Genomic DNA, 16,188 nt, shown 5'->3' with positions numbered 1-16,188 from the left:
AAAATGAAAAGGCGAGCAAGAACTCGCCTTTTTAAATGGAATAGGAGTGAACCAAATGACCAAAAACCTGCAATTATCAGCCGAAGAGATGCGTCAGTTAGGATATCAAGCGGTTGATTTAATTGTTGACCATATGAATCATTTAAAAAGTAAACCAGTATCTGAAACGATTGATGGTGATATTTTTAGAGACAAGCTAACTGAATCAATTCCAGAAAACGGATCCAATCCGAAAGAGCTCCTTCATTTTCTTAATAGCAATGTGTTTAATCAGATTACCCATGTGGATCATCCGCATTTTATGGCTTTTGTGCCGGGTCCTAATAATTATGTAGGAGTAGTAGCAGATTTTTTAACAAGTGGGTTTAATGTATTTCCCACAGCTTGGATTGTAGGCGCAGGTGCTGAGCAAATCGAATTAACGACAATCAACTGGTTAAAATCAATGTTAGGATTTCCTGATTCGGCTGAAGGGCTATTTGTAAGTGGGGGTTCCATGGCTAATTTGACTGCGCTTACTGTAGCGAGACAGGTCACGCTTAATAACGATATAGAAAATGCGGTTGTGTATTTTTCCGACCAAACTCATTTTTCTGTGGATCGGGCACTTAAAGTATTAGGGTTCAAACATCATCAAATTTGCCGAATTGAAACAGATGAATATTTACGAATTTCAGTTAGTACTTTAAAAAAGCAAATAAAAGAAGATCGACTAAAAGGGAAAAACCCATTCTGTGTTGTTGCTAATGCAGGGACAACTAATTGTGGAGCGGTTGACTCCCTCAATGAATTGGCTGATCTGTGTAATGAAGAAGATGTATGGCTACATGCGGATGGGGCCTATGGCGCTCCAGCAATTATCAGTGAAAAAGGAAGTGTTTTACTTCAAGGAATTCATCGAGTCGATTCCTTAACACTGGACCCTCACAAATGGCTTTTTCAGCCTTATGATGTGGGCTGTGTACTCATTAGAAACAGCCAATACTTAAGTGAAACATTCCGTATGATTCCGGAGTATATTAAGGATACGGAAACTAATATAGAAGAAAAAGTTAATTTTGGAGAACGTGGAATTGAACTATCTCGTAGATTTAGGGCGTTAAAGGTATGGCTTTCTTTTAAAGTGTTTGGAGTCGCAGCTTTTCGAAAGGCAATTGATCATGGCATTATGTTGACTGAACAAGTTGAAGAGTTTTTAAGGAAAGAAAAAGATTGGGAAGTGGTAACATCTGCCCAATTAGGAATTGTTACTTTTCGCTATACCCCTTGTGGACTAGCATCTATAGATAAAATTAATGAACTAAACAAAAAACTGGTGGAAGAAATTAATCATAGAGGATTCGCTATGCTAAGTACGACCAAATTGAAAGGAAAAGTGGTAATTCGACTTTGTTCCATCAACCCAAGGACGACAACAGAAGAAATGCTTCAAATTATGATGAAAATCAAAGCACTTGCAGAGGAAATAAACATATCGTCTAAACATCTTATTTCAATTCCGCAACTTTAATATTCTTACATAAAACGGAATGAAAACACTAAAGAAATGTACAACAACAAACACACTCTCTTTTTAATAAGAGAGTGTGTTTGTTGTTAAGATAATAGAATATGTAAAGAGATTAAGCCTCTACCTTAGCTACTCTTTCGAAACCAGTCTTTACTGCTTGTATCATTTCATTCACAGCGTAAATAGATACGTCGGCATTTGGATTTAATCCTTCGAACCAGTGATAGGCCCTAGGATATAAATGAAATTCGACATCAACACCAGCTTGCGCAAGTTTGGTTACATAGGTCAATGTTTCGCTGCGGAATGGATCTAATTGACCAACAAATGTGTAGGTGTATGGCAAATTACTATAATCCTCTGCTCGAGCAGGGGCTGCATAGGCAGGAATATTATCCGTTCCATATATTTCTCCTAAATACATTTTCCATCCAGCTTCATTTGTCTTTTGATTCCAAACAAATCCTTCTTTAATTTCATTCGTAGAAGGTGTATTATTTCGGTCATCAATCATTGGATAGAGTGGCATTTGAAAACAAATAGAAGGATATTTTCGATCGCGAGCTAATAATGTCAATGCTGCTGTTAGTCCACCGCCAGCGCTCGCTCCTGCAACACCAATTCGATTCGAATCAATGTTTAATGCCTCTGCGTTATCAGCAATCCATTTTAATGCTGCATAACAATCCTCAATTGGTGCTGGATAAGGATGCTCTGGAGCTAAACGGTAGTCTACAGACACGACCACACAGCCAGCTTCTTTTGCAAACCTCATACAAGTATCATCATTATCATCTATAGACCCTAAGATATAACCACCACCATGTATCCATAACAGGACAGGTAAGGATCCATTATTTAATTTTGGACGATAAATTCTTAATGGTAATGGATTAGCGTCAGGTCCAACAATGACTTCATCTGTTAATGAAAGGGATTCATCAACAACCGTAGGTGGTCTCATTTGCGATATTCCTTCTCTGATTGTTTGCAAGTTCTCTGGGCGTAAATCGAGATCAGGAAACATTTCTAAACCTGGTAATAAATCTGCATTTACTCGGTTCTTCATTTTAACACCTCTATTTTTAATTGTTTTTAAATATGTAAAGTGGATTCATTCTAAGTAGTTTAATTGTGATAAAATCATCACAATTAAATTGTAAAGTGGATATGTTATAATAGTCAACAGAATATTCAAAAAATAAATCTTCTTTTAGGAGAAAGTTTCATGCAAATAATTATACAAGAAGGTGATTTAAGACCAAAGTGGTTTTATGTCGCTGTATTTATTTACACTTGGTTTTCCAATTGAAGCAATTGATGATCCGTTTTATTTTCATGATACATTGCAAGGGGTACCTGTTCGAATTCATGCTCGGAAAGGATTAACATGTTTGTATTCCTTAAAAGAATTTTGGCATATAATTCAAGGAAATGCTCATGCGCAGGCATTAATATAAGAGAACAGTACAAATATTATGTTAACAGGGTATCGGTCCAAAGGCCTCTGAATTTATTTCACGTGGTGTGCTTGATATATTACAAGAAACATTTGGTTTAAAACTTATTACAACTACGGCACATGGAAAAAAGCTCTTTACTATTTTTGCAGGAATTTCTCAATTTGAAAGGGATTTAACCTCTGAACGAACAAAAGAAGTAATCATAGATGCAAAAAAGCGCGGGAAACATCCTAGAAGACCAAAAACTGATGAGGAAAAAGTGAACTATGCCTTATATCTTATAGATCAAGGAATGAATCGTACAGATGCAGCAGAAAAAGCTGGTATATCTCGTATGACACTGTATCGTAAGATACAACAAAAAGATAAATAGTAAGACATATGACTGGAACAGAGTAGAAATAATATATCATTATTTGTTATTTGGCTCCTGGTTACAGCAACGCTGGTACTGGGCCTTTTAATCAAACATTCTTCTAAATCAACAAATAACGTATTAGACGATTAAAAACGTATAATACGAAAGGGGGATAGATTTAGTAAGGGTTTTGTCCATATGAGACACCCCCTTACTAAAGATAAATTATGATTATTCGTACAAATCCAGACGAAATCATCTTAATTCGACAGCATGACCATGGTTTTTTGGCGGGAGAATTTGCAAAAAACTTTAGAAAAGATGTATTTGAAGACAAAACATATTTAAAAGGGTGTATTGATGCGATTTATGAACATGATAGAGGATGGATTGGCTTAGATAAAACGCCAATTTGGAATGACGTAAAAGGTATACCATATACGTTTATGGATTGTCCAAGTTCATTAAGGTTTGTTTTTTATACGTTAGGACTTAATGAGATTGAAAATGAAAACCCTTATGGTGCTATATTGTGTAGTAAACATTTTATATCATTTCCTCTTAATCAAGAAGATAAGGAAATGGTGAATTTCTATAAGCAGGAATTAGATCGCCAAAAGAAATTTTTGAAAACGTTAACAAAAGAGCGGCACGCCATGTTTGATAAGCATTATAAACTTTTGAAGTTTTGTGATGAGTTATCTTTATATGCTTGTATGAATGAACCTGGTGTAACGAAAAAAGAAGAAATTGATTTATTTAAAGAAGGATTTGAAGGCACTGAAATTTTTAACGCTGTTACAAATAAACCGTTAACCGCTGAGTGGATAGATAAAGAAAAGATCCGAATTACGCCGTTTCTCTTTGAATCAGAATGTAAGACACATGTAAGATATAAATCTATACAAAAAAAGAGAATAGAGGAAATTGGTATTGTTAAAGCGGATGCGGAAGCCGAATTTCAAAGACAAGAATTACATTTTGTACGGTAATATGTAGGTTTACATAAAAAATTAAGGGAAGAGAAGGGGATCTGGTATGACACATTGCATAATAAAACAATTTGATTACCATATATGGGCAAATAAAAGAATATTTGAACGACTCAAGGAGCTTCCAAAGGATGTTTATAATCAAGAAGTTCAAAGCGTATTTCCTTCCATCGCAAAGGCACTGATTCATATTTATGTGGTTGATTGTGTATGGCTAAATGTTTTAAGTGGCAAAAGTATGACTGAAGCGATACAAATAGGAGAACACCTACAAGAACAAGTAGAAACTAAAACAATGAATGAATTGGAAAATATGTTCCACAATGTAACGCAGCAATATAAAGTGTTTTTGGATAAACAAAAAGATATCAATGAAGTAGTTATACTTGATAATCCATACGCTGGAAAATTGGAAACATCTGTTTCCGAATTAGTGCAGCATGTTATCAATCATGGAATATATCATAGAGGAAATATAACAGCTATGTTGAGGCAGCTAGGTTATCCATCTACTATGACGGACTTTGTATTATATTTACATGAAAAACAAAAAGATTCATCGTGTACATAAAAGTATTTGTAAAAACAAGAAATCTAACTGAGAAAATGGAAGTTTAGTATTTAAACGCATTAAGAATAGAAGGAAGTATATGTATAAAGAAATTATATAAGAATGATACAAGCAAAGGGCACCTCATTTCTGTATGGGATACCCTTTGCTTATAAATTTGATTAACTTGCAATTTTTTTATTTGAGTTTTTTAATTTCTCTACTTGTAAAAATCGATTTGTTTCTGCTACCACAACACCACTTAATCCAATTAAACCAATTAAGTTTGGAATGGCCATAAGTCCGTTTGCGATATCAGCAAATGTCCATACGATTCCGAGTTTTAAGTTGGCGCCGATTGCAATCATTACAATGAAGATAGCTTTATAGTATTGCACAGCACCTTGTCCGAATAAATAAGCTACACATTTTTCACCATAATAAGACCATCCTAAAATAGTGGAGTAGGCAAATAATATGATTGCAATACCGAGAATCATGCTACCAGTATTACCAAATACTGATTGGAAAGCAAGTGTTGTTGCTTCAACACCAGTTTTTCCAGATTTCCAGGCACCTGTTGTAATTAATACTAAACCAGTAATTGTACAAACAATAAATGTATCGAGGAAAGTTCCTGTCATTGACACAAGCGCTTGTTTAGCTGGTGAATCTGTTTTTGCAGCAGCTGCAGCAATTGGGGCGCTTCCTAATCCAGCTTCATTGGCAAACACTCCGCGTGCCATCCCGATTTGAATAGCGGAAGCAACCGTTGCACCAATAAAACCACCAGCAGCTGCAGTGCCTTGAAATGCACCAGAAAAAATAAGTGAAAATGCTTCTGGAACTTGATCAAAGTGATAAAAAATAATAATGAGACCAGAAATTACATAAAAGAAAGCTTTAAGTGGAACGAAAAATCCAGTGACTTTCCCGATTTTTTTCACCCCACCTAAAATAACAATCGCAATTAAGAAAGCCATTAATATACCAGTTAAAGCAGGGGGAAACGAAAAGTTTATTCTCATGGCCTCTGCAACGGAATTCGATTGGACCATATTTCCGATTCCAAAAGAAGCTGTTGTTCCAAAAATAGCAAATAAAATAGCGAGCCATTTTTTCCCTAAACCACGTTCTAAGTAATACATTGGCCCCCCAGAAAATTCGCCGTTTTCATTACTTACACGATACTTTACTGCGAGGATTGCTTCTGCATATTTCGTTGCCATACCAAACAAGGCAGTAATCCACATCCAAAATATTGCCCCTGGGCCACCGATTGTAACAGCTGTTGCGACACCAGCTATATTTCCCATACCAATGGTCGCGGCCATTGCTGTCATTAGCGCTTGGAAATGACTGATATCTCCTGCAGAAGATGTGTCTTCTGATTTTCGAAATGCTAGTTTGTGAGCGTATAATAGTTTACTAAACTGTAAACCTTTTAGACGCACTGTGAGAATGATTCCAGTCCAGACTAGAAGGAATAAGGTTGGTAATCCCCATACGTAGTGATTGATTTGTTCTAATACTTTACTTACTGTCTCCATCTTTATTCTCCTTTTAGAAAAAATAAAAAACCACTTCACATAAATGAAATGGTCTCTGGAGAAACAAGGAATAGAAAAATAAACCGATGCAAATCGGCGTTTTCTTTCGCTTGTCTCTGTCCTTTTACCTGAGAGATTATCCGCTAGTATAAGCGGATTTGCTCCTTCGGTGCTCTGTTTCCTCTGCACTATATGATAGGCGAGAGGGAGTCTCTCCAGAGATTCGTCCCCATGCAGTTCTACTTGTAACCAAGACCTGAGAGTTTCAAAGCTGAATCATCAACTTTTTGCCCCGTCGGTAGATCAAGTGATCTTCTCCTGAATGGTTCATCCGAATTATGTGATTAAAAGCTTAATTATATTGATATGAAATAGTTTATACATAATCAATAAACAACATTATAGGCTCCTTATAAATGAATTGCAATTATTTTTTATTGGAAAATAATTTTAAAGAAAAGATTTTTTATTTTACTACTTAAAATGAAAGGAATAAAATAATGGGTTATTTCTTTGTAATTCTTAATATTTCTTCCATTTCATTTAAAGTGGATAACGCAATTACAATATGTTGATCAGCAAGTCCTAAAGATTCCTTTGCGTTATGTATACTGTCGTCTAACGGTGTACCATCGTTATAACTTTGTATAACAGATAAAGCAGCGTTTCCCATATAATTTGAAGCAGCAATAAATTCTTTTCTAAAGCTATTCATCTTCTTTTTTAAATTAGGATCATTCATATTGTTTTCAGCTTGAAAAGCATCCATTTTGGTAGCTAGCTCTTTGTAATGATTCGCTATATTGTTCATTTTATCTAGTGATTCAACTGTATTTATATGATTTGGGTTTGAATTTAGCTCAGTCCATGCCGGGAGCCATTCTTGCTCGACAATATTATCGTATTCTGTAGTAAGAAAATCGATTTGGGATTTTAATTCTTGTTGATAGATTTTTTTATCGATAGGTTCTTTTGTAGTTTTTATTTTTGTTTCTTTCGTGTAGTTCAAGAAAACAATGATCCCAATGCTTGTGATAATCAGTATGCTAAAAAGCCAAAACCACCATTTTTTATAGAACGATTTTTTCATTTGGTATTTCCTCCTAATATACAAAACATAAGATGTACCAATCTATAATAACAAGTTACATAGTTGAAAATTGTTGTATTTTGTCGAAAAAAGGAAGGAGTTGGAGAAATAAATAATAATAGGATTATACAGTAAGAATTAGTAAAATATTAAATGATACTACTTTTAATAATATATAAGGATGGAATTTTCGATGGAGAAAAAAAGACGGAAAATATACTCTAATATTATTATGATAGGAGTTTTAGGAGGGCTATTCGCGCTAATATTCATGACGAAAGAATCAAAGATTAAAGATTTTCCAGTTCCTATGTCAGCTATTCATATTGAAGATGACAATCAAGCAGATTATCAATACATAAGTCTAATGCCTATTTCAAAAGTAAAGGGATGGGAGAACCTTGGAGAAGATGGACATACTGTAGTATTTCAAAAAGGAGATAGGAAGGTGATTGTATTACATTATCCAGGGGAAAATACGTACTATTTATTTGAAAAATAGATTCAGGTATCAGTGAAATAGGACATAAACAGGATGATTCCTTTGTTTGTGTCCTATTTATTATTTAAGATAACAATCCGAGTTCCTTTGCATGTATTGGGGAAAGACTTAATTTCTGAACAAAAAATGCATGAAGTGAGATTTGTTCTTTGATTTCAACCCATTCTTGATAACAAGAAAATAATGCTTGAATATCGTTATTAAAATATTGTTCTACTAGTATACGAATCAATTTTGTACTTCGCCAATAATCATAAAAGGCCCCTGCATATGAACCATTCTCTTCAGACCTTCCAAATTCATTTAAAGTGTAATTACTAAATTCAGCTTGATATGTGCTAATTAATTCATCTTCTACCTGCGTAATTGCGTTAAATTGTTCAGGAGGCATTATTAGTTTTCTTGGCAAATAAAAACATACACCTTCTTCAAACCACATCGATTCTTCATCAATTTCATCAAAATCACTATGGAATTCTTCAGCGTGATGTACAAATTCATGTGCAGCAATTGTTGCGATATCCAGTATATTAAGCTGCTTATAATATCGCTGCGCTTTCTCAAGTACTTTTCCTTCAGTTACAGATAAAAAAGATATTTTTCCATACATCTACCAGTGGCATAATGTGAATCAAATCACGGGAAGTATAAGCTGGCATAGGGATATTTGAATAAACTTGTGTTGCAGATTTTAAATCGTGAAATACAATCCCTTTTGGTGGTGAGAGAATTGTAACCTTTTCTTGCAATAAAGGTATGAAGCTTTGTAATTCATTTAGTAGTTTCAAACCTTCTGCTTCAATCTCCTGAATATGAGTTGAGTCAGTTACTGAGAATGCTAGTTTCAGTATCAACATACTCCTTTTATCCAGTTATTTAGTGAATATGTTACAAATGTACCATGATAAGGTGGGTTTTTTGTTTTTATTCTGATTTTTTTGATTTATAATCAATTTGTATATAACACTTTATATAGAAACGAGTTGATAGATTGTCAATGATTAAGAAAATAGGTCGTTTTTGTCCTGTAGATGATAAAGGATACATTATTAATGATTCACATATCCATAATATTCAACCAGCCTTTCTGAAAGTTATACAGGAAGTAAAGGATATATGTTTTCATTTGCTACAGGATGATCTTCATAGCATTTACATTAGAGGATCTGTTCCAAGAGGGATTGGAATAGAGGGGATTGCAGATATAGATACGATTATATTAGTTCGAAAAGCGCCCGAAGAAATAGATTTGGAATGGAGTGAAAATATAGAGCAACAATTGCTTCAAAAATTTGGTTGTATATCTGGGGTGGAATTAAGTTTTTATGCTGTTGAAGACGTGTTACATCCCAGTCGTTTTTCTTTTATAAGTTTTATGATTCAAACACATGGAGTATGTATATTCGGTGAAGATATAAGATCTCAGCTGCCTAAATATAAAGTAGGTCAAGAATTAGCTCAGGAACATCTTACACATTTACAGCTACAAATCGAACAAGCTTGTGAAGAGTTAATTCATAATAAAGGCAGTGATGATATAACCGATTGTTGTCGCTGGATTATGAAGATAGTAGTTAGAGCAGGATTAGCATTAACAATTGATAAAGAGGGGCTTTATTCTAGAGATCTATATCCAGCGTATGAGTTGTTCAGTAAGCATTTTCCAGAGCAAGAACAAAATATGAGGAAAGCACTGCAATATGCAGTGAATCCTATAGATGACATAATAGAAATTTTAGCGTTTTTAGATAATTTTGGAGGTTGGATGTTAAAAGAAGTGGATCAGTATATAAATAATAGCGAATGGAACAAAACATAATTTTATTATGTAAACAAAAGGGTTTCATTTTTTTAGTTATAGATAAGGGGAAAATGAGAGAGATGGATTTTTATATTGTTGATGTCTTTTCACAGGGGAAGTATACAGGTAATCAACTTGCAGTATTTGTAGATGCTCATCAAATTTCAAGTAAGGAAATGCAGTTAATAGCAAAGGAAATAAACTATGCTGAAACAACATTTATTCTTTCAAAAGAGCAGAAGAATGAAGGGTATGATGTACGTATTTTTACACCAAATGAAGAAATACCTTTTGCTGGGCACCCTGCATTAGGAACTGCTTTTGTACTTAGAAAAGAAATTCTTCAAAATGATACGCTTGAAAATATTCTATTACGTTTTCAAGGTGGTTCTATACAAGTTACTTTTCATGATGAAAAAAATGTAGTATGGATGCATCAAAATGAACCTAGATTTGGAGGAGAATTGGATAGAGATATGATTGCAGAGGTACTAAATATTGAGATTTCTCAAATAGATCTTCGATATCCAATTCAAGAAGTATCAACAGGTTTACCAGTTATTCTTGTGCCGTTAAAATCGTTAGCTGCTGTAAAAGAAGTTCAGATCAATACGGAAAAATATTTTAAGCTAATCGAAAAAAGAGAAGCAAAAGGAATTATGGTATTTACCTCTGAAACGTATGAAGAAATAAATGATCTGAATGTCCGTGATTTTGCAGAGTATTATGGTATTCCGGAAGATGCAGCAACTGGTAGCTCGAATGGATGTTTAGCAGCATATGTAATAAAACATCGGTATTTTGACAAAAAGAAAATAAATTTGCGTGTTGAACAAGGATATGAGGTAAAACGAACTTCATTATTACATATTCGAGCAGAAGAAATAGAAGATGTAATTGATGTTTTTGTAGGTGGAGAAGTAACAAGCATTGCAAAAGGGATATGGAATATATAGTAAGGGGGAGCGGCATGTTATTAAAAACGATATTTTGTCAGGTAGAAAAAGAGAAAAAGGGTTTGTTTTCAGAGGCGCAAGAGAAATGGAGAGTTTTACAAAATCTAAAGGGATTTCATGGACAATTTGGAGGCTGGCACGAAGAGGAGGCCTGTGTATTTACTGTATGGGAAAACATGAATACATATCAAAAATTTATGAATGAAATGCATGATCCAATTTTTTATAATAGCAATCAAAAGGATACGTATGTATCTTGTGAAATAGAGTTATTTCAAACGTTATTTGATATAAAAGCTACTCCATTTACGAATGCACTTGCAAAAACTCCATTTGTCAGAGCAGCAGTTTGTGATGTGAAAAGAGGCAGGGAAGAGAACTTTTTACATATACAAGAGACAATTTGGAATAAAGGAATGGAAAAATCAGAAGGAATGTTAGGCGGCGTTGTGGGAAGATCTCTTAAAAACTCCAATCGTTATGTCGTCCTTTCTTTTTGGGGAAATGAAATGTCGCATCAGCGTTATGTGAAAGAGATTTTTCCTGGATTATATGAATTAGCTAATGTAACCGAGGATGTTGAAAATATAAATGGAAAGCAAGCTGCGTGTCTAAAAGAATGGTCTGTATATTAAGTATGAATAGTTAGTTTGAAAGTAGAAGACGTACAGTGAATGTATTATTGGTATGTCGTTCAACAAGACGAATTCTTTTCTTTTAAACATGAAATTAATAGAAGACGCCATATACTCTTTCATGTTAATATATTTAAGTTATAATAGGAGGCTTACCCTTTTGTATTGTACGGTAGAAGCAGTGTGAGCTTGAAATTTTTAAAGAAAAGGATGTGCCAACTTGCGAATTAATAAATTTATTAGTGAATCTGGAAAAGCATCTAGACGCGGAGCAGATAAGTTAATTAATGAAAAAAGAGTAAAAATTAACGGTAAGGTTGCGAAAATAGGTGACCAAGTACAACCAGGTGATGACGTGCGAGTAAATGGAGAGCAGCTTCGAATTGCTAGAGACCATGTGTATATCGCTTTAAATAAACCAGTAGGTATTACATGTACAAGTGAAAAGGCAGTTAAAGGTAATATTATCGATTTAGTGAATCATCCTTTACGAATTAATCACGTTGGACGTCTTGATAAAGATTCGGACGGTTTAATTTTGTTAACGAATGATGGCGATATTATTAATGAAATTTTACGTGCTGAAAATAAACATGAAAAAGAATATATTGTTTCAGTAGATAAACCGATTACGCCTGAATTTTTAAAACAAATGGCGGCGGGGGTTAAAATTTTAGGAACAAAAACACTTCCTTGTGAAATAACACAGTTATCAAAATATGAATTCCAAATTATTTTAACACAAGGATTGAATCGCCAAATTCGTCGTATGTGTGAAGCTTTAGGTTATCAAGTTTACACATTAAAACGCACGCGAATTATGAATATCCATTTAAATAATTTACCAGTTGGACAGTGGAGAGATTTAACGAAGAAAGAGAAAAAAAGATTATTTGCAGACTTAAACTATGAACCACAAGATTGGTAAAAAAGATAGGGGAAATCAAAAAGCATGAAAATTGTTTTTGGTTTCCCTTTTTTTATTGAACAAAAACTTTTTTTGACACTTGCAAAAATAAAAGGAATAAGATATATTAAATAACAATTAATGGATTTATTATAAAAGCAAAGAAAAGGACACGAGTTATTTTAAACGGTTGTACAGAGAGGGAAGGAATGCTGAGAACTTCCCAACGCAGGGAAATAACTTACCACCTTAGAGCTGCACTGGGGAAAATCAAAGTATCTAGTGCCGTGTAAGCGACGTTACCGCAAAAGAAGCCATTGTACGATGATGTATGATGGGAATCTGGGTGGAACCACGAATATAAGCATATTCGTCCCTTTTATTAGGGATGAGTATGCTTTTTTATTTTTAATTTCATAATAAGCGAAGAAGAGGACACGAGTTATTTTAAACGGTTGTACAGAGAGGGAAGAAATGCTGAGAACTTCCCAACGCAGGGAAATAACTTACCACCTTAGAGCTGCACTGGGGAAAATCAAAGTATCTAGTGCCGTGTAAGCGGCGTTACCGCAAAAGAAGCCATTGTACGATGATGTATGATGGGAATCTGGGTGGAACCACGGGTAAAAGCACGCTCGTCCCTATTATTAGGGATGAGTGTGCTTTTTTATTATGAAATGGAGCGATAAAAATGAGAGAACAGATGATTGAAATTATTTTTCCAGATGGTAGTACTAAAGATTTTGTAAAAGGGATTACTCTAGAAGAAATTGCAGATTCAATTAGTACTAGTTTAAAAAAGAAAGCAGTAGCCGGAAAGGTAAATGACCAATTACTTGATTTACACCGAAATATTGAAGAAGATGCAGAAATTCAAATTATAACTCTTGATTCAGAGGAAGGAATAGAAGTTGCAAGACATACTGCTGCACATATATTAGCTCAAGCTGTTAAGAGAATATATGGTGATGTAAAACTTGGCGTAGGACCTATTATTGAAAATGGATTTTATTATGATATGGATCTTCCAAGTAGCATCGCTGTAGAGGACCTACCTAAAATTGAAAATGAAATGCAAAATATTATTAACGAAAACTTGGAAATAGAACGAGTTGAAATCACTAGGGATGAAGCGGAAAAACTGTTTCAAGATGTAAATGATCACTTAAAGCTGGAACTTTTAGAAGCAATTCCAGAGAATGAAGTTGTGACAATTTATAAACAAGGAGAATTTATAGATTTATGCCGCGGTTCGCATTTACCGTCAACTGGTTATTTAAAAGCATTTCGATTAACTCATGTTTCTGGTGCATATTGGCGCGGAGATAGTAATAATCAAGTACTTCAGCGTGTATACGGTGTTGCATTTTCTTCTCAAAAAGAATTAGAAAGCTATTTGCAGTTTGTAGAAGAAGCAGCAAAGAGGAATCATCGCAAGCTAGGGAATGAACTTGAATTATTTATGTTCTCGGAAGAAGCACCAGGAATGCCTTTTTATTTACCAAAAGGACAAATCGTTCGAAATGAATTAGAGTCTTTTTTAAGAGAAATACAACAAAAATACGATTATCAAGAAGTTCGTACTCCTCTCATGATGAATCAAGGGTTGTGGGAAGAATCGGGGCACTGGGATCATTATAAAGATAATATGTATTTCTCAGAAGTAGACAATAAAAGTTTCGCATTAAAGCCGATGAATTGTCCTGGACATATGTTAATATTTAAAAATAAACTACGTTCATACCGTGATTTACCAATCAGAATGTGTGAATTTGGTCAAGTACATCGCCATGAGTTTAGCGGCGCACTAAACGGACTATTAAGAGTACGTACATTCTGTCAGGATGATGCACATTTATTTGTAACATCTGAACAAATAGAAAGTGAAATAAAGTCAGTGTTAAGACAAATTGACCATGTTTATAAAACATTCGGTTTTGAATATGAAATTGAGCTTTCGACAAGACCTGAAGATTCAATGGGGGATGATGAACTATGGAATCAAGCTGAATCGTCTCTCGAGAATGTGCTGAAATCATTAAATTATAATTATAGAGTAAATGAAGGAGATGGCGCATTTTACGGACCAAAAATTGATTTCCATATTAAAGATGCTTTGCAAAGAAGCCATCAATGTGGAACAGTTCAACTTGATTTCCAAATGCCAGAGAAATTTGATTTGAATTATATTGATGAGAGAAATGAGAAAAGAAGACCAGTTGTGATTCACCGGGCTGTTTTAGGTTCTTTCGATCGATTCTTAGGAATATTAATAGAACATTTTGGAGGAGCATTCCCAACATGGTTAGCTCCAGTTCAGGTAAAGGTAATTCCTGTTTCTAATCTAGTACATGAACAATATACAAAAGAAATTGAAGAAAAATTACAGAGCGTTGGTCTTCGCGTCGAACGAGATGTTCGTAGTGAAAAACTAGGTTATAAAATCCGAGAAGCTCAGATTCAAAAGATACCATACGTTCTTGTTATAGGGGATAAAGAAATGGAGAATGGGTCAATAAATGTGCGTAAATATGGAGAAGAAAGATCTGAAGTGATTTCACTAGATAAATTCATAGAAAGCTTACAAGCGGAAATTTACAATAGAAAAGATAGAGTATAAAAAGTAAATGCTGAAGTACACCACCTTTTATAAGTGGTGTGCTTTTTTATTTCGGTAAAGAAATTATTCACAGCTGTTTTCATAAAGAAACATCATATATCCAAACCTTGCAGTTATAAGTAACATAAGGAATAAACCAGCAATCATGATTTGTCGCAGACGTTTATTCATTATATTTTCGGAACGCTTCATTGAATTAATCCTCACCATTCTTACTTATTTTACATTATGTTTGGCCTAATCTATTTAGAAGTGCTCGTCTCTAAGGGAAGGAGAGGTGGTAGGATTGTATTTTGTTATTTTTCTACCTTACAAAAATGTAAGGTGAATGTAAGATAAATCGTAGGAAGATTGTAGATAAAAGTGAGAATATTAAAAATGAAGTTCGAAAAATTAAGAAATATTAAGAATTTCCGTAGGGGAATTCTAAGAAATGTATGGGAAAGTAATGATATACAAAATGGGATGGAGTGATGGGAATGGCAACAAATGTAGTGACTGTAGAAAGTGTGGAGAAAACATATGGTAAAAGAAATGAAAGTCAGTCAAAAGCATTAAGAGGGGTATCGCTTACGATACAAGAAGGGGAGTTCGTTGGAATTATGGGGCCTTCTGGATCGGGGAAAACAACACTACTTAATGTAATTAGTACACTCGATCATGCGACAGGAGGAAGTGTGACGATAGCAGGTACAGATATTACTTCCATGAAGGGGAATGCTTTATCTGATTTTCGTTCTCAAAAACTAGGATTCATTTTCCAAGATTTTAATTTGCTTGAAAATCTCTCGATTTATGAAAATATTGCATTACCACTTTCATTACAAGGAGTTCCTTCAAGTGAGATAAGCAGGGAAGTAAATGAGGTTGCACAGAAATTAGATATTGTTGAAATTTTAACAAAGTATCCATCAGCTGTTTCTGGTGGACAAAAACAGAGAACAGCTGCAGCGCGGGCTTTAGTACATAATCCTGCTATTGTATTAGCGGATGAACCAACAGGTGCACTTGATAGCAAAAATGCAAAAAGTTTATTAGAAGCGATGCAAGATTTACATGAAAATCATGGAGTAAGTATATTAATGGTGACGCATGATGCATTTAGTGCGAGTTATTGTCAGCGGATTCTGTTTATACAAGATGGGCTACTTTATAAAGAATTGAAACGCCAAGGAACACGTGAGGATTTTTATCAAGAAATTTTAGGTGTGCTTGCTCATATGGGCTCAGCGGCTGAATCCAAGTAGGGGGTGA

The 16,188-nt window shown here is 34.4% G+C and carries 17 protein-coding genes, 2 pseudogenes, 1 riboswitch and 2 other annotated features; of the genes and pseudogenes, 13 read left to right on the top strand and 6 right to left on the bottom strand.

Translation table 11 applies throughout. The features are described from left to right. Positions 1–55 precede the first annotated feature (55 nt). Positions 56–1,510, top strand: a complete 1,455-nt coding sequence (locus AC1M36_RS07865) for a pyridoxal phosphate-dependent decarboxylase family protein (RefSeq protein ID WP_479845719.1) — start codon at positions 56–58, stop codon at positions 1,508–1,510. A 112-nt stretch (positions 1,511–1,622) separates the two neighbouring features. On the opposite strand, the gene AC1M36_RS07860 is transcribed toward AC1M36_RS07865, so the two are convergent. Beyond that, a complete protein-coding gene (locus tag AC1M36_RS07860) occupies positions 1,623–2,579 on the bottom strand; it encodes an alpha/beta hydrolase (protein WP_336452490.1) in 957 nt (318 codons plus the stop codon). A 205-nt stretch (positions 2,580–2,784) separates the two neighbouring features. Here AC1M36_RS07860 and AC1M36_RS07855 point away from each other — a divergent pair. The 5 genes and pseudogenes from AC1M36_RS07855 to AC1M36_RS07835 form a co-directional block, all read left to right on the top strand. Continuing rightward, positions 2,785–2,970, top strand: a pseudogene (locus AC1M36_RS07855) (hypothetical protein); the annotation flags it as partial. A gap of 31 nt (positions 2,971–3,001) precedes the next feature. Continuing rightward, positions 3,002–3,190: pseudogene (locus AC1M36_RS07850) on the top strand (recombinase family protein); the annotation flags it as partial. Beyond that, a complete protein-coding gene (locus AC1M36_RS07845) occupies positions 3,173–3,346 on the top strand; it encodes a helix-turn-helix domain-containing protein (protein WP_431612851.1) in 174 nt (57 codons plus the stop codon). The pseudogene AC1M36_RS07850 and the gene AC1M36_RS07845, both read left to right, overlap by 18 nt. A gap of 212 nt (positions 3,347–3,558) precedes the next feature. Next, complete coding sequence (locus AC1M36_RS07840; RefSeq protein ID WP_336452489.1) at positions 3,559–4,323, top strand: DUF3891 family protein; 765 nt, start codon at positions 3,559–3,561, stop codon at positions 4,321–4,323. Positions 4,324–4,369: 46 nt separating this feature from the next. Beyond that, positions 4,370–4,894, top strand: coding sequence for a DinB family protein (locus AC1M36_RS07835; RefSeq protein ID WP_336452488.1), 525 nt, complete (start codon positions 4,370–4,372; stop codon positions 4,892–4,894). Between the two features lie 161 nt (positions 4,895–5,055). Here AC1M36_RS07835 and AC1M36_RS07830 read toward each other — a convergent pair whose 3' ends face one another. Next, entirely contained in the window at positions 5,056–6,423 is a 1,368-nt protein-coding gene (locus AC1M36_RS07830) for an alanine/glycine:cation symporter family protein (protein ID WP_479845718.1), read from the bottom strand. A gap of 106 nt (positions 6,424–6,529) precedes the next feature. After that, a riboswitch (glycine riboswitch) is annotated at positions 6,530–6,652 on the bottom strand. 276 nt (positions 6,653–6,928) lie between these two features. Then, the gene (locus AC1M36_RS07825) at positions 6,929–7,513 is read right to left on the bottom strand and encodes a hypothetical protein (protein WP_336452486.1); all 585 of its coding nucleotides are present in this window, start codon (positions 7,511–7,513) and stop codon (positions 6,929–6,931) included. 193 nt (positions 7,514–7,706) lie between these two features. Here AC1M36_RS07825 and AC1M36_RS07820 point away from each other — a divergent pair, with 193 nt between their 5' ends. Next, positions 7,707–8,015, top strand: a complete 309-nt coding sequence (locus tag AC1M36_RS07820) for a hypothetical protein (protein WP_336452485.1) — start codon at positions 7,707–7,709, stop codon at positions 8,013–8,015. Positions 8,016–8,079: 64 nt separating this feature from the next. On the opposite strand, the gene AC1M36_RS07815 is transcribed toward AC1M36_RS07820, so the two are convergent. Together AC1M36_RS07815 and AC1M36_RS07810 are read right to left on the bottom strand one after the other, a co-directional pair. Further along, positions 8,080–8,625 carry a hypothetical protein gene (locus tag AC1M36_RS07815; RefSeq protein ID WP_336452484.1) on the bottom strand — a complete coding sequence of 182 codons (546 nt, stop codon included), beginning with the start codon at positions 8,623–8,625 and terminating at the stop codon, positions 8,080–8,082. Then, positions 8,591–8,872: a hypothetical protein gene (locus AC1M36_RS07810; protein WP_336452483.1), complete on the bottom strand. Its 282-nt coding sequence runs from the start codon at positions 8,870–8,872 to the stop codon at positions 8,591–8,593. The genes AC1M36_RS07815 and AC1M36_RS07810 overlap by 35 nt, the downstream gene beginning before the upstream one ends. 140 nt (positions 8,873–9,012) lie before the next feature. On the opposite strand from AC1M36_RS07810, the gene AC1M36_RS07805 reads away from it, so the two are divergent. The 5 genes from AC1M36_RS07805 to thrS all read left to right on the top strand — a co-directional run bounded on the left by AC1M36_RS07805 (position 9,013) and on the right by thrS (position 14,934). Further along, a complete protein-coding gene (locus AC1M36_RS07805) occupies positions 9,013–9,834 on the top strand; it encodes a nucleotidyltransferase family protein (RefSeq protein ID WP_420792357.1) in 822 nt (273 codons plus the stop codon). A 53-nt stretch (positions 9,835–9,887) separates the two neighbouring features. Then, on the top strand, positions 9,888–10,772 hold the full coding sequence (locus tag AC1M36_RS07800; RefSeq protein ID WP_479845717.1) for a PhzF family phenazine biosynthesis protein: 885 nt from the start codon (positions 9,888–9,890) through the stop codon (positions 10,770–10,772). A 14-nt stretch (positions 10,773–10,786) separates the two neighbouring features. Continuing rightward, positions 10,787–11,407, top strand: coding sequence for a YdbC family protein (locus tag AC1M36_RS07795; RefSeq protein ID WP_336452480.1), 621 nt, complete (start codon positions 10,787–10,789; stop codon positions 11,405–11,407). Positions 11,408–11,627: 220 nt separating this feature from the next. Then, positions 11,628–12,335, top strand: coding sequence for a 23S rRNA pseudouridine(2604) synthase RluF (gene rluF / locus AC1M36_RS07790; RefSeq protein ID WP_336452479.1), 708 nt, complete (start codon positions 11,628–11,630; stop codon positions 12,333–12,335). 131 nt (positions 12,336–12,466) lie between these two features. After that, positions 12,467–12,695 (top strand) — a binding site (T-box leader). Positions 12,696–12,731: 36 nt separating this feature from the next. Next, positions 12,732–12,960: a binding site (T-box leader), on the top strand. Positions 12,961–13,005: 45 nt separating this feature from the next. Continuing rightward, entirely contained in the window at positions 13,006–14,934 is a 1,929-nt protein-coding gene (gene thrS, locus AC1M36_RS07785; RefSeq protein WP_336452478.1) for a threonine--tRNA ligase, read from the top strand. A gap of 63 nt (positions 14,935–14,997) precedes the next feature. Here the strand turns inward: thrS and AC1M36_RS07780 are convergent, their stop codons facing one another. Continuing rightward, entirely contained in the window at positions 14,998–15,126 is a 129-nt protein-coding gene (locus AC1M36_RS07780) for a hypothetical protein (RefSeq protein ID WP_336452477.1), read from the bottom strand. A 287-nt stretch (positions 15,127–15,413) separates the two neighbouring features. Between AC1M36_RS07780 and AC1M36_RS07775 the strand changes: the two genes are divergently transcribed. Further along, positions 15,414–16,181 (top strand): ABC transporter ATP-binding protein, encoded by a 768-nt coding sequence (locus tag AC1M36_RS07775; RefSeq protein ID WP_336452476.1) that lies wholly within the window; start codon positions 15,414–15,416, stop codon positions 16,179–16,181. Positions 16,182–16,188: the final 7 nt, after the last annotated feature.

The organism is Bacillus sp. Medicinal_06, from assembly GCF_056711665.1.
The sequence above is the reverse complement of the archived record's forward strand: the minus strand, read 5'-3'. Positions and strand labels throughout refer to the sequence as shown.